This window comes from Halomonas sp. H33-56 (assembly GCF_040147035.1).
In the GTDB taxonomy this organism is placed as follows: Bacteria; Pseudomonadota; Gammaproteobacteria; order Pseudomonadales; family Halomonadaceae; genus Halomonas; species Halomonas litopenaei.
Map to the genome: position 1 here is coordinate 1,754,822 of NZ_JAMSHP010000001.1, position 18,568 is coordinate 1,773,389.

Sequence of the window (18,568 nt, forward strand, 5' to 3'; positions counted from 1 at the left end):
CCGTGGCGGCCAGACAGGACCGATTCCCTCGCAACTGGAGCCAACGTGATCGAATACTCCGGCTGGACGCTCTACAAGCGTCTTCTTGGTTACGTCAAACCCTTCTGGAAGTCCTTTCTCGTCGCCGTGGTCGGCTACGCCATCTACGCGGCGTCCAGTACCGCCCTGGCCGAGATGATGAAGCGCCTGATCGATGGCATCCAGAATCCCGACGCCGCCTTTCGTCTGTTTCTGCCGCTGTTCGTCGTCGGCATGTTTGGCGCCAGGGGTGTCGGCACCTTTCTCGGCACCTACTTCATGAGCAACGTCGCACGCAACATGGTGCACGCGCTGCGCTGTGACGTCTTCAACCATATGCTGCGCCTGCCGGGGCGCTTCTTTGACAATCATTCTTCCGGCCACCTGATCTCGCGGGTGACCTACCATGTGGAGCAGGTGACCGGCGCAGGCACCAAGGCGATCACGGTAATCCTCCAGGAGGGCCTGTTTGTACTCGGCCTGCTGGGCTATCTGCTGTGGACCAACTGGATGCTGACGCTCTTGTTCATGGCCGTGACGCCGCTGATTGGTGGCGTGGTGAGCTACGCCAGCAAGCGCTTTCGGCGCATTTCCAAGCGCATCCAGCGCTCCATGGGGGACGTCACCCACGTCGCCTCCGAGGCCTTGACCGGCTACCGCGTGGTGCGTACCCACGGCGCCGAGAAATACGAGATGGGGCGCTTCCACGACGCCAGTGAAGTCAACCGTCGCCAGAGCCTGAAGGAGGCCCTGACCAAGGCCACCAGCACCCCGGTCATTCAGATGCTGGTGGCACTGTCGCTGGCGCTGCTGGTGTGGCTTGCCATGTCACCGGCGCTGATGGACAACATGACGCCGGGCGAATTCGTGGCCTTCATCACCGCCGCCTCGCTGATGGCCAAGCCGATTCGCTCGCTCAGCGAGATCAACGGCACCATCCAGAAGGGTATCGCTGCCTCCAGTGAACTGTTCGGGCTGCTCGACGAGCCTGAGGAACGCGACACCGGAACGCTGATGCCCGAGCGCCTGCAGGGGCGGATACAGCTCGAACAGGTGCGCTTCGCCTACGGAGACGATCAGCCCGAGGTGCTCAAGGGCATCGACCTGGACGTGCGCAAGGGCGAGATGGTGGCCATCGTCGGCCGCTCGGGCAGCGGCAAGTCGACCCTGGTCAGCCTGTTGCCGCGCTTCTACCGACCGACGGGCGGGCGTATCCTGATCGATGGCACCCCCATCGAGGAGTACCAGCTGACGGCGCTGCGACAGCAGATTGCGCTGGTGTCCCAGCAGGTGACGTTGTTCAACGCCACCATCGCCGAGAACATCGCCTACGGGGTCCCCGATGCCGATCCTGCTGACATCGAGGCAGCGGCCCGCGCCGCCCACGCCCATGAGTTCATCGAGCGCATGCCCGGCGGCTACCAGGCGCTGGTCGGAGACAACGGCGTGATGCTCTCCGGTGGTCAGCGTCAGCGCATGGCGATCGCTCGGGCGATCTTCAAGGATGCTCCCATCCTGATCCTCGACGAGGCGACCTCGGCGCTGGACACCGAGTCCGAGCGCCATATCCAGGCGGCCCTGGAAGAGGTCTGCAAGGATCGCACCACCCTGGTCATCGCCCACCGCCTGTCGACCATCGAACGGGCCGACCGCATCCTGGTCATGGAGCAGGGCGAGATCATCGAGCAGGGCTCCCACGCCGAGCTGCTGGAACGCGACGGCGGTGCCTACGCCGCGTTGCACCAGCTGCAATTCCAGGAGGCGTAGATGGGGCTTGGGCAGCGCTGGCTCGAGGCGGCCTATCGTGGGGCTCCCTGGCTTGCCGTCCTGCGGCCGCTGGAGGCGCTCTATCGCCGCGAGGTACGCCGGCGAGCCGACGCCTTTGCGCGTGGCGACAAGCCGGTGTGGCGCGCTTCGGTACCCGTCATCGTGGTCGGCAACCTGACTCTCGGCGGCACCGGCAAGTCGCCGCTGGTCGCCTGGATGGGGCGGCACCTGGCTGAACGCGGCTTTCGCCCCGGGATTCTGTCACGGGGCTACGGTGGCAAGGCCGATGGCTACCCGCTGCACCTTGCCGCCGATACACCAGTAGCGGCCAGCGGCGATGAGCCGCGAATGCTGGCCGATCAGACCGGACTGCCGGTGGTGGTCGACCCGGACCGCCCGCGTGGGGCCCAGTGCCTGATCGATGCCGGTTGTGACGTCATCGTCACCGACGACGGTCTTCAGCACCATGCCCTGGGGCGTGATCTCGAGGTGGTGGTGGTGGACGGCAAGCGAGGCTTCGGCAACGGGCGCTGCCTGCCGGCAGGGCCGCTGCGCGAACCGCTGGAGCGGCTGGAGCGCATCGACGCGCTGATCGTCAACGGCGAATCGTCGAGCGCGCTTGCCGCCGACGGCTTCACCATGCAACTGGAGCCCGCCTGCTGGCGCAGGGTCGGTGACGACGAGCGGCGTCCACTGACGCCGCTGCCTTTCGCCACGCCGGTCACCGCGGTGGCAGGGATCGGTCATCCGGAGCGTTTCTTTACCACCCTGTCGGAGCTGGGGGTCGCCCATCGACCGGCCCCCTTTTCCGACCACCACCGGTTCAGCCCGGCCGACCTGACGACCAGCGACCAGCGACCTGTGGTGATGACCGCCAAGGATGCGGTCAAGTGTCGAAGCTTTGTTCCCGACGATTGCTGGGCCCTGGATGTCGAGGCTAGACCCGAGGCGTCCTTCGTGGCCTGGTTCGATCGGCGAGTGTCCGCCTGGCGAGGCACCGACGATGCGCAGGTCGCTCATGATACCGGGATCGCGCAGCGGCAGAGTGACTGAGCACTGCCGCCGAAGGCTCAAATTCAACAGGAGAAACGATGATGGACAAGGAACTACTGGCGATGCTGGTGTGCCCCCAGTGCCAGGGCAAGCTGCGCTACGACCGCGATGCCGGCGAGCTATGCTGCCAGTTCGATGGCCTGGCCTATCCGATCCGTGACGGCATCCCGGTGATGCTGGTCGAGGAGGCGCGGGTCATGGAGGTCGACCAGACCCTCAAGACCAACCCCGGGCGGGGCGCCTCCAGCACGGACCAGACGTGAAGGAGCGCTAGCCGATGCAGGATTTTATCGTTGTCATACCGGCGCGTTACGGCTCGAGTCGTCTGCCCGGAAAGCCGCTGGCGGATATCGCCGGCCGCCCCATGGTCGCCCGGGTCTGGGACCAGGCCCGGCGCTCCTCGGCGAGTCGAGTGGTGATCGCCACCGACGATGCGCGCATCGAAAGCGTGATGCTCGAACTGGGCGCCGAGGTGGTGATGACCCGCGAGGACCATACCACCGGGACCGATCGGCTGGCGGAGGTGGTCGAGCGCCTGGCGCTGCCGGACGAGGCGGTGCTGGTCAACGTCCAGGGGGACGAACCGCTGTTGCCGCCCGAACTGATCGATCAGGTGGCGGGGCGGCTGATGCGCGACGAGGGCGCCTCGGTCGCGACCCTGGCCGAGTCCATTGGCGACGTCGACACCTTGTTCAACCCCAATGTGGTCAAGGTAACCCGGGCCGCATCGGGCAGGGCGCTGAGCTTTTCTCGCGCCCCGATGCCCTGGGACCGGGAGGGCTTTCGTGAGCCTCCGACGCTGCTCACCACCGACGCCTGGCTACGCCATATCGGCCTCTATGCCTATCGAGCGAGCTTTCTGCGGGCCTTCAGCCAGTGGCTGCCGGCTCCCATCGAACAGCTCGAACAGCTCGAGCAGTTGCGCGCGCTGCACTATGGGCACGCCATCCAGGTGGCGCTGGCCGAGCAGACGCCCGGGGCGGGGGTGGACACCGCCGAGGATCTTGAGCGGGTTCGCGCCCATTTCGCCGGCCAGCAGACGTCGCCGGACCAGTGAAGGCCAACGATCAGGAGACAAGCATGCGGGTACTGTTCGTATGTCTGGGCAATATCTGCCGCTCGCCCACCGCCGAGGGGGTAGTGAGGCAGCGACTCGAGGAGCACGGTCTGGCGGACCGGGTGGTGCTGGATTCCTGCGGCACCGGGCCCTGGCACGTAGGTGAGCCACCGGATGCCCGCGCCCAGCAGGCCGCGCGCAAACGGGGTATCGACCTGTCGGCCCTGCGCGGTCGCCAGCTCGAGGCCGCCGATTTCGAAACATGTGACTACCTGCTGGCGATGGACGCCGACAACCTGAGCGTGCTCGAGCGCCAGGCGCCGGCGAATTGCCAGGCCCATATCGGCCTCTTGATGGAGTTCGCCGGGGAGCCCGGCGTTGCGGTGCCGGACCCCTACTACGAGGGCGGCTTCGATGGCGTCTACGCGATGATCGAGCGAGCCGCCGATGGCCTGGTGGCCACCTTGTCGCAGCGTCTGGGGGCGTCCTCTTGAGGCCCGTCATAGGCCTCGATCAGGACTTGACCCGAGCCAACACCCTGGGACTGCCCTGTATCGCCGAAGAGGTCGTCGACGTCTTCAGCCGTGATCAGCTCGCCACCCTGGTCAGGCAGGTCGAGGACCAGCGACTCACGCTGCTCTCCGGCGGCAGCAATCTGATTCTTCCCGACTATCTGCCGGGGATGACGCTGCGACCGCGCCTCGATTACTGGTGGGTCGAGCGGCGCGGGCAGGACGCCCTGGTGCATGTCGGCGCCGGCGTCAACTGGCATCGGCTGGTCATGGCGCTGGCCTCGAAGGGGTGGTGGGGCATCGAGAATCTGGCACTGATTCCCGGGCACTGCGGTGCGGCACCGGTACAGAATATCGGTGCCTATGGTGTCGAACTCGCCGATGTGCTGGAGTCGGTGACCCTGGTCCATCGCGACAGTGGCGCGGTGGAAAGCTTGCCGGCTGGTGCCTGTGGCTTCGGTTATCGGGAGAGCCGCTTCAAGGGGGAGTGGGACGGCAAGGTCATCATCACCGATCTCACCCTCAGGGTCAGCCGTCACGGCGCGCCGAAGCTTGGCTACGGCGACCTGGCGTCCCGGGTGGGGGAGAACCCCGCTCCTCTGGCGGTGGCCGAGGCGGTCTGCCAGGTGCGCCGCGAGAAGCTGCCCGACCCCGAGCAGCTCGGCAATGCCGGCAGCTTCTTCAAGAATCCTGTGGTCGAGGCAGCGCGTGCCGGGGCACTGCGCGAGAGCTATCCGGGTATGCCGGCCTATGAGCTGGAAGACGGACGGGTAAAGCTGGCGGCGGGGTGGCTGATCGATCAGTGCGGCCTCAAGGGCTGGCGACAGGGTCACTTTGGCGTCCATGATCGTCAGGCGCTGGTGCTGGTGCACCACGGTGGCGGCAATGCCACGGAATTGCTGGCGTTCGCCGACCAGGTGTCGGCGCGGGTCGCCGAACGCTTCGGTGTGACGCTCGAGCGAGAGCCGCGCCTGGCCTGATTTGTAGCACCTGACTTGGCCAGCACCTGACTTGGCCAGCACTGACTTGCCGGCACCGGAGGCGCTGTGTGAGTAACGAAAGCGCATAAATGAAAACGCCCGCGTCCTTGGACGCGGGCGTTTTGCTTTCCGGCGAGTGATCAGCTGTTGTGGCCGTCACTTGCCTTTTCGGCCTCGAGCTTGCGACGCTCGCGCGGGTCGTTGTGGGCCCGGCGACGGCGACGGCGGCGAGGCGCCTGGCCATCATCAGTGGCGCCACTCAAGGCGTCGTCTTCGGCCTTGGCGTCAGTCTTGGCTTCTGTCTTGGCGTCGTCGGCCTTGGCGTCAGTCTTGGGCGCCTCGGCTTTCTCTTCCGCCTTGGCATCGGCCTTGGGTGCCTCCGCTTTCTCTGCAGCTTTTGCTACGGCTTTCTCTGCAGGTTGGGCGTCAGCCTTGGGAGTCTCGGCCTTTGGCGTCTCGGCCTTGGCTTCGGCTTTCGGCTCGGCTTTCTCTGTAGGCTTGGTGTCAGCCTTGGGAGTCTCGGCCTTTGGCGTCTCGGCCTTGGGGACCTCAGCCTTGGCTTCGGCTTTCGGCTCGGCTTTCTCGTCAGCTTTCTCTGCAGGCTTGGTGTCAGCCTTGGGGGCCTCAGTCTTGGGAGCCTCGGGCTTGGGAGCCTCAGCCTTGGCTTCGGCTTTCGGTTCGGCTTTCTCTGCAGGCTGCGCGTCAGCCTTGGGAGTCTCGGTCTTGGCTTCGGCTTTTGGCTCGGCTTTCTCGTCAGCTTTCTCTGCAGGCTTGGTGTCAGCCTTCGGAGTCTCGGCCTTGGCTTCGGCTTTCGGCTCGGCTTTCTCTGCAGGCTGCGCGTCAGCCTTGGGAGTCTCGGCCTTGGCTTCGGTCTTTGGCTCGTCTTTCTCTACGGGCTTGGCGTCGTCCGACTTGGGAGCCGCGGCGTTGGCGACGGGCTTGGTATCCGCCTTGGGAGCCTCGGCTTTGGCGTCAGTCTTGGCGTCAGCCTTGGGGGCTTCAGTCTTGGAGGCTTCGGCCTTGGCGCCAGTCTTGGCGTCAGCCTTGGGGGCTTCGGCCTTGGCTTCGGCTTTTGCTTCGGCTTTTGCTTCGGGCTGGGTCTGTTCGGCCGTAGCTTCCGTAGCGCTTGCCTGGCCCGCATCGGGCTGAGCTTCCTGAGCCGCGGCCGCTTCCGCCTGCAGGCGTTGCTGCTCTTTCAGCGCCTCCGGGTTGATGGCGTGCTTGCGGCTGCGGTTGCGCGGATTGTTGCGGGTGCGCTTGGGCTTGCTGTCCTTGGCAGCATCGCTGCTGGCAGCATCTGCCTGCTGCGTTTCACCGCGGCTGGCGGAACGGGGCGACTTGTTGTCGTCGCTCTTGCGGCTATCCGGCTGGCGGTTTTCCTGTTGACGACCCTCCTGCTGACGACCCTCCTGCTGACGTCCTTCAGCCTGGCGGTTGTCCTGCTGACGATTGTCGTCACGGCGAGAGCGCTGGCGGTTGTCGTTGCCGTCATTTCTGTCGGCTCGAGTGTCTGCCTTGCTGTCGGTGCGTGCGTCGTTTCGAGTCTCGCTGCGAGCGTCGGTGCGGCCGTCGCTCTTGGCGGCCGGCTGACGGCGATCCTGCTGGCGACGGTCCTGGCTGTTGCCATCGCTACGGTTGGATCTATTGGTGCTCTGACGCTGGCCGTTCTGGCTGCCACCACGGCGACTGCGCTGGCGCGTGTCGCTACCGCGCTGCTGGCCGTTGTCGCTGCGCTGTTGGGCGCCGCGTTGAGCATTGTCGTCGCGACTCGAGGACTGAGTGCGAGTGCTGCTCGAGCCTTGGCTGCCGCTCGCGGCGCCGTTACTGGTTTCTTCCTCGCCGCCGAGGAAGCGGGCGAAGCCCTTGACCAGTCGACCGAACAGGCCGGCGTTCTGAACCGCCTGACGAGACTCTGCGGGGCTCTGACGGCCTGACTGGCGATTAGCCTGAGGGCTGCTCTGCCTGCGGCTGGACGACGAGGCCTGGCGACCGGATTGAGCGCCCTGAGCGCTGGGCTGACGACTGGGCTGTGCGGGCTTGTCCTCGCTGGCAGCCTCTTCCTGGCTCAAGGAAGCGGGGGCAGGAGCGTTGTGGACCACGCTCTTGACCGCGGCTTCGGCGCGTTGCACCGGCTTGCCGAAGGCGGCGTCGGGCTCCTTGCCGACCTCGGTGTCGGTGGACAGCTCGAAACTGGAGGCGTTGGCGGTGCCTTCCTCGTCGACGTGGTCGTCGCGCAGACGCTGGACGTCGTAGTGGGGGGTGTCCATGTCCGGGCTTGGCAGGATGACCACGCGGACGCCCTGGCGACGCTCGATATCGGCCAGGATGGCGCGCTTCTCGTTAAGCAGATAGGTAGCGACAGGCACCGGCAGGATGGCGCGGATCTGAGCGCTGCGTTCCTTCATGGCCTCTTCTTCGATCAGGCGCATGACCGACAGCGAGAGCGAACGCACGTCACGGATGGTGCCCTGGCCGTCACAGCGGGGGCATACCACGCCGCTGGTTTCGCCGAGGGACGGGCGCAGACGCTGACGCGACATTTCCATCAGGCCAAAGCGCGAAATACGGCCGATCTGTACCCGGGCGCGGTCGAGCTTGAGGGCATCGCGAGCGCGGTTTTCGACCTCGCGCTGGTTGCGTGCTGGCCCCATGTCGATGAAGTCGATGACCACCAGGCCGCCGATGTCACGCAGGCGCAACTGGCGAGCGATCTCGTCGGCCGCCTCCAGATTGGTCTGCAGCGCAGTCTCTTCGATGTCACTGCCGCGTGTCGCTCGCGCCGAGTTGATGTCGATGGACACCAGCGCCTCGGTGTGGTCGATCACGATGGAGCCGCCGGAGGGCAGCTTCACTTCACGCTCGTAGGCGGTCTCGATCTGCGACTCGATCTGGAAGCGCGAGAACAGCGGCACCTCGTCGGCGTAAAGCTTGATCTTCTGCTGGTAGGACGGCATCACCTGGCGAATGAAGGCCAGCGCCTCCTGGTGCACCTCGGGGCTGTCGATCAGTACCTCGCCGATATCCTGGCGCAGGTAGTCGCGCATGGCGCGAATGATGACATTGGACTCGCGGTAGATCAGGAAGGGGGCGGCGCGCTTGCCGGCTTCCTCGGTGATGGATTCCCACACCTGTACCAGATAGTCGAGGTCCCACTGCAGCTCTTCGGGCGAACGACCGATACCGGCGGTACGCACGATCAGGCCCATCTTGTCGGGCACGCTGAGCTGGCCCATGGCTTCCTTCAGCTGGGCGCGTTCCTCGCCCTCGATGCGACGCGAGATGCCGCCTGCGCGGGCGTTGTTGGGCATCAGCACCAGGAAGCGGCCGGCCAGGCTGACAAAGGTGGTCAGGGCGGCGCCCTTGTTGCCACGCTCTTCCTTGTCGACCTGAACGATGACTTCCTGACCTTCCTTCAGTACTTCCTTGATGCTGGGGCGGCCGGAAGGCTCCTTGACGAAGTACTCGCGAGCAATTTCCTTGAGGGGCAGAAAACCGTGGCGTTCGGCGCCGAAATCGACAAAGGCGGCTTCGAGGGAGGGTTCCACGCGGGTGATCTTGCCGCGATAGATATTGGCTTTTTTCTGTTCCCTGGCACCGGATTCGATGTCCAGGTCGTACAGGCGTTGTCCATCCACCAGGGCGACACGCAGCTCTTCGGGCTGGGTCGCGTTGATGAGCATCCGTTTCATGTTGTCTCGCAATATGGGCGCGCCGGAGGGCGCCCATGGGCAACGGCAAGGGTGAACCGTTGGTGCAGCGTGCTTGTGCTCAGCGCATGTCGCGGAAGCTGCGCCCGGCCGCGACGTTACTTCATCAGGAACGTCACGGCATGATCATGTTGAGTACGGGGCGGAGGGAGGACGTGTCTCGGTGGGGCCTTGCCCATCCGGTCCTGCCGTCACCGCCAACACCTGGCATTCATCGATTCACCGCTGCCGGCCTCCGGCACGGTGTTGTACGTCTCCCGGCGACGGCCCACCCCTTCGGAAAGGTATCCAGCTGGGGTGGAGCGCGCCGGGCTCGGTGTTGTCACTTGACATCGGCGGCGGGACCTCTGTGGGTCGTCGCGGCCTCTGTGGCAAACGCTGTGTCAGTCACGTTTCGCTCGGGCCTGCGTGTCTAGTCGTGCAGGCGCTTGCAGGGGTCAATCGGACCCGGGGAGCGAACAAGCAATATAACAGCAATGCCAGGGGTCAGCAATTGGCGACAAGCTGCGCTAGAATGGCGCTTTATTGCGGGTTTCGAGTGGGGTGACAGCGTGGCCGAAGGGCGTGAAGTGCAGTGGGTGGAAGTGACCGAAGGCCAGGTCGGCCAGCGCGTCGACAATTTTCTGATGAGTCGCCTCAAGGGCGCCCCCCGTTCGCTGGTGTATCGCATCGTGCGCAAGGGTGAGGTGCGCGTGAACAAGAAGCGGGTCAAGGCGGATACCCGTCTGGCGCTTGGCGATCTGGTGCGTATTCCCCCGCTCAAGCTGGCACCGCAGGAGGCAGTGCGCGAGGTCAGCGATAATCTGCGTAATCTGCTGGCCGGCAGCGTGCTGCTGGAAGGGCCTGACTGGATGGTCTTGAACAAGCCGTCGGGACTGGCGGTGCACGGCGGCAGTGGTGTCAAGATCGGACTGATCGAGGCGCTGCGGCAGGTGCGCGAGGACCTGGACTTCCTGGAGCTGGTGCATCGGCTGGATCGGGATACTTCAGGGTGTCTGCTGCTGGCCAAGTCCCGGCCGGCGCTGCTTGCGCTGAACCAGTCGCTCAAGCAGCACAAGATGAACAAGCAGTATCTGGCGCTGGTGGCAGGCCGCTGGCCAGCCCGTCGGGATTTCGTCAGTGCCCGCCTGGATCGCTACGACGCCGGCAACGGCGAGCGTCGAGTCAGGGTCGATCCGCAGGGCAAGGTGGCTCGGACCCGCTTTGGTGTGCGTGAGACCTTTGCCGGTGCAACCCTGGTGGAGGCGGAGCCGATCACCGGGCGTACCCATCAGATTCGCGTCCACGCTGCCCACGCCGGACACGTGCTGTTGGGCGACGACAAGTACGGTACCCGAGAGGGCGCTCGCCTTGGGCGCGAACTGGGGCTGGATCGCCTGTTTCTGCATGCTGCCTCGCTGACCTTCCCCGAGCCGACCAGTCAGCGGCCGGTGCAGATTCGCGCTCCCCTCGACGATGCCCTGGAAACTGTGCTCGACAAGGCTCGGCGGCGACAGTGAAAGATGTCGCCGGCGGCCTTGCCTGGTGCCCGCCTTGTGGCAAGAAAGACTGAAATTACAGTGCGCTAAATGAGCAAGTGTGGGTGAATCGCTGTGTCTGGCGGACGTGGTGAGCCCGCGCCGGGCAGGCGAGCCAGGTTGCCAAACGATCGTCCTCGGCCAAGGATTCAGGTAAGGCATCGGCGGTTTGTGCCGGCGATGCGCCCATGAGTCTTCGGAGGGTAGGACGGTCATGCGTGTCATCAGCGAAAGAGAACAGTTTCCCGGTCACGACGGCAACCAGCTGGCGGCGAGGTTCGACCGGCCGGAGGTGGGTGAGCCCCAGGCGGTGGCGATCTTCGCCCATTGCTTTACCTGTACCAAGGATATCCTCGCCGCCAAGCGTATCGCCGCACGACTGGTGTCGCGGGGCGTGGCGGTATTGCGCTTCGATTTCACCGGTCTTGGTCATTCCGAGGGTGAGTTCGCCAATACCCATTTCAGCTCCAACGTGGATGACCTGGTGGCCGCCGCCAAGCATCTCGAGGGGCGTGGGCTGTCGCCGTCTCTGCTGGTCGGTCATTCGCTGGGCGGCGCGGCGGTGATCGCCGCCGCCGAGCGACTGCCCGGGGTCAAGGCGGTGGCCACCGTCGGGGCGCCTTACGACCCGGCTCATGTGGTGCATAACTTCGGCTCGAACCTCGACGTCATCGAACGCGAAGGGGAGGCCGAGCTGGTCCTGGCGGGTCGTCCCTTTACCATCCGCAAGGCCTTTATCGAGGATCTCCAGAGTCAGCGTCAGCACGAGCGCATCGAGAACCTGGGGCGTCCGCTGCTGGTGCTGCACGCGCCCAACGACGAAACGGTGGAGATCGAAAACGCCTCGGCCATCTTCACCGCCGCCCGTCATCCCAGAAGCTTTGTTTCGCTGGATGACGCCGATCATCTGCTGACCCGGCCCCAGGACGCCGAGTACGCCGCCGAGGTCATCGTCGGCTGGGCGTCGCGCTATCTGGGCCTGGAGGCGCCGAAGCCCCCCGCTGGAGCGCCTGAAGGCGTCACCCGAGTATCCGAAGCCGATCCTGCAGGTTTTCGCCAGGACGTGGTGGCGGGTGCGCACCACCTGCTGGCCGACGAGCCGCTTTCCTACGGTGGGACCAATCTCGGTTTTACGCCGTACCAGCTGCTGGCGGCGGCGCTCGGCTCCTGCACGGCGATGACCGTGCGCAGCTACGCCAGGCGCAAGAAGCTTCCGCTCGATGATGTCACCGTGGACGTCTCCCATGACAAGATTCACGCCAAGGATTGTGGCGAGTGCGAGGCGACCAGTGGCAAAATCGACCACTTCGAACGTGTCCTTTTCCTGACGGGGGATCTCGACCAGGAGGCCCGCGACAAGCTCTTGGCCATCGCTGACCTGTGTCCGGTGCATCTGACGCTGGAAGGCAAGGCAAGGGTGGTGACTCGGCTGGCCGACTAGCCCTGGCGGGCGCATGCCGCTGTCACCGGCGGTCGCGGTGTCTGGCGGTCTCTGGTGCTGCGCCGAGCCGGTCTGCGTGCTTGAGTGACCCATCATCGGGGAAGAGGCATTTATCCATGGGCGATGGCGTGGACGCCGTCGTCTCTCGAGGAGTTGTCTCTTGCGCTATGACCTGACCATCTTTGACTGGGATGGCACCCTGATGGATTCCATCGCCCGGATCGTATCCTGCATGCAGGCGGCTGGCCGCGAGGCCGAGTGGGGCGAGCTGGGGGAGGGCGAGATTCGCGATATCATCGGTCTCGGCCTGCCGGAAGCCATCGCCACACTGTGTCCGGGTATCCAGCCGGAGCAGGCCGAGCGTTTGAAGGCACGCTATGCCTGGCACTTCGTCGAGGGTGATGCCACCCCGGTCACCTTCTATCCCGGCGTCGAGGCGGGTCTGGCCTCGCTATCCTCGACCTCGGCGCTGGCCGTGGCCACCGGCAAGAGCCGTCGCGGGCTCGATCGTATCTTCCGCCAGAGCGACACCGGTCGCTTCTTTCGTGCCAGTCGTACCGCCGACGAGACGCGTTCCAAGCCGGATCCCCTGATGCTGGTCGAGCTGCTCGAAGAGTGCGGCGTCGACGCCTCCCGCGCCGTCATGATCGGCGATACCGAGTACGATATGGAAATGGCGCGTGCCATCGGCATGCCGCGCATCGCTGTCTCGTATGGTGTGCACGATGTGCAGCGGCTGTCGCGCAGTGAGCCGCTGCTGGTGGCGGATCGCTTCGATCAGGTGCTGGATCACCTGGCTGGCTGAATCGCGTCGATCGTCTGGCAAATCGTTTTCTATTCCTGGTTGTCGCCAGGCTTGCAAGGAGTGGTGGGATGTCGGATACCCCCAAGGATGACCCCTGGACCCAGGGGGAGATGTCGTCGTCCAGCGGCAAGGGAGCGGCGGCTGCCGGCGGTAGTGGGCCGGACAAGAGCGGTGGCAGCGGGTCGGCTGAATCGTCCGGCGGCAGCGGGCCGGCTGAATCGTCCGGCGGCAACGGGCCGGTTGGATCGGGCGGTGGCAGCGGGCCGGCTGAATCGTCCGGCGGCAGCGGGCCGGTTGGATCGTCCGGCGGCAGCGGGCCGGCTGAATCGTCCGGCGACAGCGCCGAAGTATTGCGGGAGCGCCAGCGCCTTGCCCAGATCGAGAGCATGGACCGCTGGATCCAGAGCGTACTGGTCGAGCAGCGGCGCAGTCGGCGCTGGAAGCTGTTCTTTCGTTTCGCCTGGCTGGCGCTGCTGCTGGGAGTGGCGGCGCTGGTGGGCTTTGCACTGCTGATGGTGCCTGGCGATGAGCGAGAGCAGGCCAGGCATCTTGGGGTGGTCAAGGTCGACGGTGTGATCGATAGCGAGTCGCCGGCCAATGCCGAGCGCCTGATCGAAGGTATCGAAGCCGCCTGGGAGTCGCCCAGCAGCGCCGCGGTGGTATTGCATATCAACAGTCCGGGCGGCAGTCCGGTGCAGTCCCAGCGGGTCTACAAGGCGGTGATGGCCCTGCGCGAGCGCGGCGACAAGCCGATCGTCGCGGTGGTCGAGGACCTGGGGGCCAGCGGCGCCTATTACATGGCGTCTGCGGCGGACGAGATTGTCGCTGCGCCGTCCAGTCTGGTCGGCTCTATCGGCGTCATCTACGCCGGCTTCGGGCTGGAGGGGGCCATCGATGACCTGGGTGTGGAGCGGCGCGTCTTCACCGCAGGCGACAACAAGGCCTTTCTCGATCCCTTCTCCGAGATGCGTCCCGAACAGCAGGCGTTCTGGCAAGAGGTGCTGGATACGACCCATCAGCAGTTCATCGATGCGGTCAAGGCAGGGCGCGGTGATCGTCTGGCCGATGATCCCCGGATCTTCAGCGGCCTGATCTGGACCGGAGAGCAGGCGCTGGAGCTGGGCCTGGTGGATCGCCTGGGTACCCTGGACGAAGAGGCCCGTCAATGGCTCGACCAGCCGCGGATCGAGGACTACACCCCATCCCAGGACCCCTTCGACCGCCTGGCTCGGCGCTTCGGTGTGGGCGTGGCCCAGTGGATGGGGCTGCCGCAGGCGTCATCGCCGGTGCGTTATCAGTTGCCCTGATCGCCGTTCGCGACATCGGTGGCGGATGCCGCCAGGGGGTCGGCGCCAGCCTCGCGCAGCCACCGGCACAGCAGAATCAGAGGGAGGCCGATCAGACTGTTCGGGTCGTCACCCACCAGGCGCTCGAACAGGGTGATGCCGAGGCCCTCCATGCGAAAGCTGCCGGCGCACTGAAGCGGCTGCTCGCGGGCGACGTAGGTGCTGATCTCGGTGTCGGTGAGACGGCGAAAGACCACGTCATAGTGCTGGTAGCCGACCCAATGGCGATGCTCGGCGGTGTCGAGCAGCGCCAGTCCGGTGACAAAACGCACCCGGTGCCCCGAAAAGGCTCGCAGTTGTGCGCAGGCGCGCTCCTGGGTGTGGGGCTTGCCCAGGATCTGGTCGTCGAACAGGGCTACCTGGTCGGAGCCGATGATCAGGTGGCGCGAGTAGGCGTCGGCCAGCGCTTCGGCCTTGGTCAGCGACAGCCGCTGCACCAGTGATGTGGGCGTCTCGTCTGTGCGCCGGGTCTCGTCGATGTCCGGGCTCGCCCAGGAGAAGGGCAGGCCCAGCCGTTCAAGCAGTTCGCGGCGCCAGGGTGAGCTGGAGGCAAGCACCAGTGGGGTCATGCGTCCTTCCTTGCAATGTGTGGAGTCGTGTCGGGGAGGCCCGCTATGGGCAGGTTGTGCTCGTCGGGTTCGAGCGGATCCCGGGACATGGTAACCTATTGAGCACAGGGCTTTGACAGGGGCGGAACGAGTGCCTATCATTGCGCGCCTATGTTGACCTCACGATTGCCCGGCCGGGTCGAGCCCTACAAGCTCGCCGCCCAAGCCGAACACCTCGAAGGCCTGGTGGCGCTGGCCGACATGAGCCGCCTGACCGAAGAGGTCGGCGCTCAACAGGGCGATGCCAGCGCCTGGCTGGAATTCGCCATCGACGCTCAGGGGCGTCGGGTGATCCGGGGGCGCCTGGAGGCCGATCTGCAGCTGCCGTGTCGCCGCTGCCTCGAGCCCATGGCCCAACATGTCACGAGCGACTTCCTGCTCGGGCTCGTCAGCAGTGACGACCTGGCCGCCGATCTGCCGAGCACCCATGAACCGGTGCTGGTGGAGAATGAACAGCTGGACCTGCTGGGCGTGGTCGAGGATGAACTTATCCTCAGTCTGCCCCAGGTGGTCTACCACGACGAGTCAGAGTGTCCTGTCTCGCGCGACCAGCTGAGCAGCGGGGCGGATGCCGAAGTCTCGGAAGCGCCCTCTGGCAGTCCCTTTGACGTGCTCAAGCGCCTCAAGGGCAACACCGATACCTGATCGATTTTTTGTGGAGTGATTTCCCATGGCAGTTCAGCAGAACCGTAAGACCCGTTCCAAGCGCGGCATGCGTCGTAGCCACGACGCCCTGAGTGCACCGACCCTGTCCCAGGACAAGGAGACCGGCACCACTCACCTGCGTCACCACGTCTCCCCGGACGGTTTCTATCGCGGTCGCAAGGTCGTCGACGTATAAGTTGACGACGCCTCGATAGCGCCTGGCCGCCGGGATGCGGATTGCCGTAGATGCCATGGGCGGGGACAAGGGTCCCCGCGCCACCGTGGCGGGGGCGGCCAGGGCAGTCATCGAGGACCCGCAGCTCGACATTCAGCTGTTTGGCCCTGCGGGCCTGCTGGATGACGAGATTTCACGCCTGCCGCGGCCTCTGGCCGCGGCGGCGTCGCATCTGCACCTGTGTGACGCACCCGATATCATTCCCGCCGATATGCGCGCCTCTCAGGCGCTGCGCCGAGGCCATGCTTCAAGCATGGCTCGCATGCTTGACTGTGTGGCGGCGGGTGAGGCCGATGTCGGCGTCAGTTCCGGCAATACTGGCGCCTTGATGGCGCTGTCGCGCCGCGCCCTTGGCATGGTGCCGGGCGTGCCGCGCCCGGCCATCAGTACGGCGATTCCGACGCGAGGCGACGGACGCTGCTATTTGCTTGATCTGGGTGCCAATGTGGATGTGTCGGCGGAGCGCCTGGTGGACTTCGCCCTGATGGGCGATATCATGGCGCGCCACGTCGACGGTCTGGCGGCTCCACGGATTGCCCTGCTCAACGTTGGGGTGGAGTCGACCAAGGGCTCCCTGGCGGTACAGCAGGCCGATGCGGCACTGCGCCAGGTGGCCGGGATCGACTATCTTGGCTTTATCGAGGGCGATGGCGTGTTTGCCGGTCAGGCGGACGTCGTGGTCTGTGACGGCTTTGTCGGCAATGTGCTGCTCAAGGCCAGCGAGGGCCTGGCCAAGATGCTGGTCGGTCGCGTCCAGGCGACCTTCGAGGCGCACTGGGGGAGTCGGCTGGTGGGGATGCTGGCCCGTCCGGCGCTCAGACGATTGAAGAGTGAACTGGATCCGGTTCGCTACAACGGCGCCAGCCTGCTGGGGCTGGCGGGTATTGTGATAAAGAGTCATGGCAGCTGTGACGCTCAGGGTTTTTACTACGCCCTGAAGCGCGCCTCCCAGGAGGTCAGCCGTGACTTGCCGAGCCGGCTGGAGGCCGAGCTCGACCATCGTCGTCCATCTTCCGGTCCCTTGTCAGGGGGCAGTGTGGATATGGATGATGGCCAACAAGAGCTATAGGTGATCAAGATGACTCAACCGCTTGCCCTTATCTTCCCTGGGCAGGGGTCGCAACAGGTCGGCATGCTGCGCGATCTGGCCGAACGCTACAGCGTGGTGAGGACGACCTTCGAGGAGGCCTCGGAGGCTCTGGGTTACGACCTGTGGCAGGTGGTCCAGGAGGGTCCTGCGGAGGCGCTCAATGCCACCGCCTGCACCCAGCCGGCACTGTTGGCCTCCAGCGTGGCGATCTGGCGCGTGTGGCAGGAACTCGAGGGCCCGCGCCCCGGTGCCATGGCCGGCCATAGTCTCGGCGAATACAGCGCCATGGTGTGCGCCGGCGCGCTTTCCTTTGCGGAAGGGGTCCGTCTGGTTCGCCTGCGCGGCGAAGCCATGCAGCAGGCCGTGCCGGCCGGGCAGGGCGCCATGGCGGCGATTCTTGGTCTGGACGACGCGGCCGTCGAGCAGGCCTGCGCCAAGGCGGCCGACGGGGACGTGGTCTCTGCTGTCAACTACAATGCTCCCGGGCAGGTGGTGATCGCCGGCAGCAAGGCCGCCGTGGATCGTGCCATCGCCGCCTGTCAGGAGGCCGGGGCCAAGCGCGCGATGCCGTTGCCGGTATCGGTGCCTTCCCACTGTGACCTGATGCGGCCGGCCGCCGAGCGGCTGGAGCAGGCGCTTGGTGATATCGAGCTCAAGGCGCCGCGCTATACCGTGGTGCAGAACGTCGATGCCCAGGCCCATGCCGATGTGGCCACCCTGCGCACTCGTCTGATCGAGCAGCTCTACCAGCCGGTGCGTTGGGTCTCCTGCGTCGAGAAGATGGTCGACGGCGGTGCCGAGGTGTTCATCGAGTGCGGGCCCGGCAAGGTCCTCACCGGCCTCAACAAGCGTATTGCCCGGGGCAGTCGCGGACTGGCGGTGAATGATCCCGACAGTCTCAGTGCCGCCCTTGAGCTGGCTCGCGAGATCAGCTGATCGAAAGCCTCCTGGCCCGGCGCTGTGCCGGGCGACAACGACGAAGCAATGGAAGTGACCATGACAACCGAGCCTAGAGTCGCCCTGATTACCGGGGCCAGCCGCGGTATCGGCCGTGCCATCGCCCACGAGCTGGGGCGGCAGGGTCGCATCGTGATCGGCACCGCCACCACCGATGCCGGTGCCGACCGCATCGATGCGGACCTCAAGGAGCAGGGGTTTCAGGGCGCAGGGCGCCGCCTCGACGTCACCGATCCGACCAGCGTCGAAGCACTGCTGAAGTCGATCAATGACGAGTTTGGTGCGCCGACCATCCTGGTCAACAATGCCGGTATCACCCGTGACAATCTGCTGATGCGAATGAAGGAAGATGAGTGGGATGGTGTACTCGACGCCAACCTCAAGTCGGTCTTTCGCCTCAGCAAGGCGTGCCTGCGTGGCATGAGCAAGGCCCGTTGGGGCCGTATCGTATCCGTCAGTTCGGTGGTCGCCACCATGGGCAACGCCGGCCAAAGCAACTATGCTGCCGCCAAGGCGGGCATGGAAGGCTTCACCCGGGCGCTGGCGCGCGAGGTGGCCTCCCGTGCCATCACCGTCAACGCCGTGGCGCCTGGCTTTATTGCCACCGACATGACCCAGGCGCTGTCCGAGGATCAGCAGACGATGCTCAAGGGGCAGGTGCCTCTGGCGCGTCTGGGGCAGCCCGAGGAAATCGCCGCGGCGGTCGGGTTCTTGACCAGCGATAGCGCAGCCTATATCACTGGCGAAACCCTGCACGTCAATGGCGGGATGAACATGCGCTGAATGCGCTTCCTGCGTGTGTTGCGTCGACCCGAAGGGGTCTATAAACT

At 65.5% G+C, this 18,568-nt stretch carries 17 protein-coding genes; 15 read left to right on the top strand and 2 right to left on the bottom strand.

Translation table 11 applies throughout. The annotated features are described in order from the left end of the window. The first annotated feature begins 48 nt into the window (after positions 1–48). The 6 genes from msbA to murB are packed head-to-tail and all read left to right on the top strand — an operon-like array spanning position 49 to position 5,387. Entirely contained in the window at positions 49–1,785 is a 1,737-nt protein-coding gene (gene msbA, locus NFH98_RS07650) for a lipid A export permease/ATP-binding protein MsbA (protein WP_045993428.1), read from the top strand. Beyond that, positions 1,786–2,838 (top strand): tetraacyldisaccharide 4'-kinase, encoded by a 1,053-nt coding sequence (gene lpxK, locus NFH98_RS07655; RefSeq protein ID WP_349622441.1) that lies wholly within the window; start codon positions 1,786–1,788, stop codon positions 2,836–2,838. It begins immediately after the preceding gene. Positions 2,839–2,879: 41 nt separating this feature from the next. Then, positions 2,880–3,101 carry a Trm112 family protein gene (locus tag NFH98_RS07660; protein ID WP_349622442.1) on the top strand — a complete coding sequence of 74 codons (222 nt, stop codon included), beginning with the start codon at positions 2,880–2,882 and terminating at the stop codon, positions 3,099–3,101. Between the two features lie 14 nt (positions 3,102–3,115). Then, entirely contained in the window at positions 3,116–3,895 is a 780-nt protein-coding gene (kdsB, locus tag NFH98_RS07665) for a 3-deoxy-manno-octulosonate cytidylyltransferase (RefSeq protein WP_045993396.1), read from the top strand. A gap of 23 nt (positions 3,896–3,918) precedes the next feature. Further along, the gene (locus tag NFH98_RS07670; RefSeq protein WP_124804364.1) at positions 3,919–4,389 is read left to right on the top strand and encodes a low molecular weight protein-tyrosine-phosphatase; all 471 of its coding nucleotides are present in this window, start codon (positions 3,919–3,921) and stop codon (positions 4,387–4,389) included. Positions 4,390–4,415: 26 nt separating this feature from the next. Continuing rightward, positions 4,416–5,387 (top strand): UDP-N-acetylmuramate dehydrogenase, encoded by a 972-nt coding sequence (gene murB / locus NFH98_RS07675; RefSeq protein WP_349622443.1) that lies wholly within the window; start codon positions 4,416–4,418, stop codon positions 5,385–5,387. A 140-nt stretch (positions 5,388–5,527) separates the two neighbouring features. Here murB and rne read toward each other — a convergent pair whose 3' ends face one another. After that, positions 5,528–9,076, bottom strand: coding sequence for a ribonuclease E (gene rne, locus NFH98_RS07680; protein WP_349622444.1), 3,549 nt, complete (start codon positions 9,074–9,076; stop codon positions 5,528–5,530). Between the two features lie 569 nt (positions 9,077–9,645). On the opposite strand from rne, the gene NFH98_RS07685 reads away from it, so the two are divergent. The 4 genes from NFH98_RS07685 to sppA all read left to right on the top strand — a co-directional run bounded on the left by NFH98_RS07685 (position 9,646) and on the right by sppA (position 14,164). After that, positions 9,646–10,593, top strand: coding sequence for an RluA family pseudouridine synthase (locus NFH98_RS07685; RefSeq protein ID WP_045993400.1), 948 nt, complete (start codon positions 9,646–9,648; stop codon positions 10,591–10,593). Positions 10,594–10,825: 232 nt separating this feature from the next. Then, the gene (locus tag NFH98_RS07690; RefSeq protein ID WP_045993401.1) at positions 10,826–12,052 is read left to right on the top strand and encodes a bifunctional alpha/beta hydrolase/OsmC family protein; all 1,227 of its coding nucleotides are present in this window, start codon (positions 10,826–10,828) and stop codon (positions 12,050–12,052) included. Between the two features lie 160 nt (positions 12,053–12,212). Then, positions 12,213–12,857, top strand: a complete 645-nt coding sequence (locus tag NFH98_RS07695) for an HAD-IA family hydrolase (protein ID WP_108447678.1) — start codon at positions 12,213–12,215, stop codon at positions 12,855–12,857. Between the two features lie 68 nt (positions 12,858–12,925). Further along, positions 12,926–14,164, top strand: a complete 1,239-nt coding sequence (gene sppA, locus NFH98_RS07700) for a signal peptide peptidase SppA (protein ID WP_349622445.1) — start codon at positions 12,926–12,928, stop codon at positions 14,162–14,164. On the opposite strand, the gene NFH98_RS07705 is transcribed toward sppA, so the two are convergent. Further along, positions 14,152–14,772 carry a Maf family protein gene (locus NFH98_RS07705; RefSeq protein ID WP_349622446.1) on the bottom strand — a complete coding sequence of 207 codons (621 nt, stop codon included), beginning with the start codon at positions 14,770–14,772 and terminating at the stop codon, positions 14,152–14,154. The two genes, sppA and NFH98_RS07705, sit on opposite strands and share 13 nt — an antisense overlap. 150 nt (positions 14,773–14,922) lie before the next feature. On the opposite strand from NFH98_RS07705, the gene NFH98_RS07710 reads away from it, so the two are divergent. Genes NFH98_RS07710 through fabG form a run of 5 tightly spaced genes read left to right on the top strand, consistent with a single transcriptional unit; the run spans position 14,923 to position 18,521 of the window. Beyond that, positions 14,923–15,456, top strand: a complete 534-nt coding sequence (locus tag NFH98_RS07710; RefSeq protein ID WP_045993405.1) for a YceD family protein — start codon at positions 14,923–14,925, stop codon at positions 15,454–15,456. Between the two features lie 25 nt (positions 15,457–15,481). Then, entirely contained in the window at positions 15,482–15,652 is a 171-nt protein-coding gene (gene rpmF / locus NFH98_RS07715) for a 50S ribosomal protein L32 (protein WP_010627954.1), read from the top strand. A 34-nt stretch (positions 15,653–15,686) separates the two neighbouring features. After that, positions 15,687–16,760, top strand: a complete 1,074-nt coding sequence (plsX, locus tag NFH98_RS07720) for a phosphate acyltransferase PlsX (RefSeq protein ID WP_083970469.1) — start codon at positions 15,687–15,689, stop codon at positions 16,758–16,760. Positions 16,761–16,769: 9 nt separating this feature from the next. After that, positions 16,770–17,717 carry an ACP S-malonyltransferase gene (fabD, locus tag NFH98_RS07725; RefSeq protein ID WP_349622447.1) on the top strand — a complete coding sequence of 316 codons (948 nt, stop codon included), beginning with the start codon at positions 16,770–16,772 and terminating at the stop codon, positions 17,715–17,717. Positions 17,718–17,777: 60 nt separating this feature from the next. Then, positions 17,778–18,521, top strand: a complete 744-nt coding sequence (gene fabG / locus NFH98_RS07730; protein ID WP_045993432.1) for a 3-oxoacyl-ACP reductase FabG — start codon at positions 17,778–17,780, stop codon at positions 18,519–18,521. Positions 18,522–18,568: the final 47 nt, after the last annotated feature.

Coding starts and splice junctions, on each gene's coding strand:
- lpxK (WP_349622441.1), top strand. CDS start 1,786: ATGGGGCTTGGGCAGCGCTGGCTCGAGGCGGCCTATCGTGGGGCTCCC.
- NFH98_RS07660 (WP_349622442.1), top strand. CDS start 2,880: ATGGACAAGGAACTACTGGCGATGCTGGTGTGCCCCCAGTGCCAGGGC.
- kdsB (WP_045993396.1), top strand. CDS start 3,116: ATGCAGGATTTTATCGTTGTCATACCGGCGCGTTACGGCTCGAGTCGT.
- NFH98_RS07670 (WP_124804364.1), top strand. CDS start 3,919: ATGCGGGTACTGTTCGTATGTCTGGGCAATATCTGCCGCTCGCCCACC.
- rne (WP_349622444.1), bottom strand. CDS start 9,076: ATGAAACGGATGCTCATCAACGCGACCCAGCCCGAAGAGCTGCGTGTC.
- NFH98_RS07690 (WP_045993401.1), top strand. CDS start 10,826: ATGCGTGTCATCAGCGAAAGAGAACAGTTTCCCGGTCACGACGGCAAC.
- sppA (WP_349622445.1), top strand. CDS start 12,926: ATGTCGGATACCCCCAAGGATGACCCCTGGACCCAGGGGGAGATGTCG.
- NFH98_RS07705 (WP_349622446.1), bottom strand. CDS start 14,772: ATGACCCCACTGGTGCTTGCCTCCAGCTCACCCTGGCGCCGCGAACTG.
- NFH98_RS07710 (WP_045993405.1), top strand. CDS start 14,923: ATGTTGACCTCACGATTGCCCGGCCGGGTCGAGCCCTACAAGCTCGCC.
- rpmF (WP_010627954.1), top strand. CDS start 15,482: ATGGCAGTTCAGCAGAACCGTAAGACCCGTTCCAAGCGCGGCATGCGT.
- plsX (WP_083970469.1), top strand. CDS start 15,687: ATGCGGATTGCCGTAGATGCCATGGGCGGGGACAAGGGTCCCCGCGCC.
- fabD (WP_349622447.1), top strand. CDS start 16,770: ATGACTCAACCGCTTGCCCTTATCTTCCCTGGGCAGGGGTCGCAACAG.
- fabG (WP_045993432.1), top strand. CDS start 17,778: ATGACAACCGAGCCTAGAGTCGCCCTGATTACCGGGGCCAGCCGCGGT.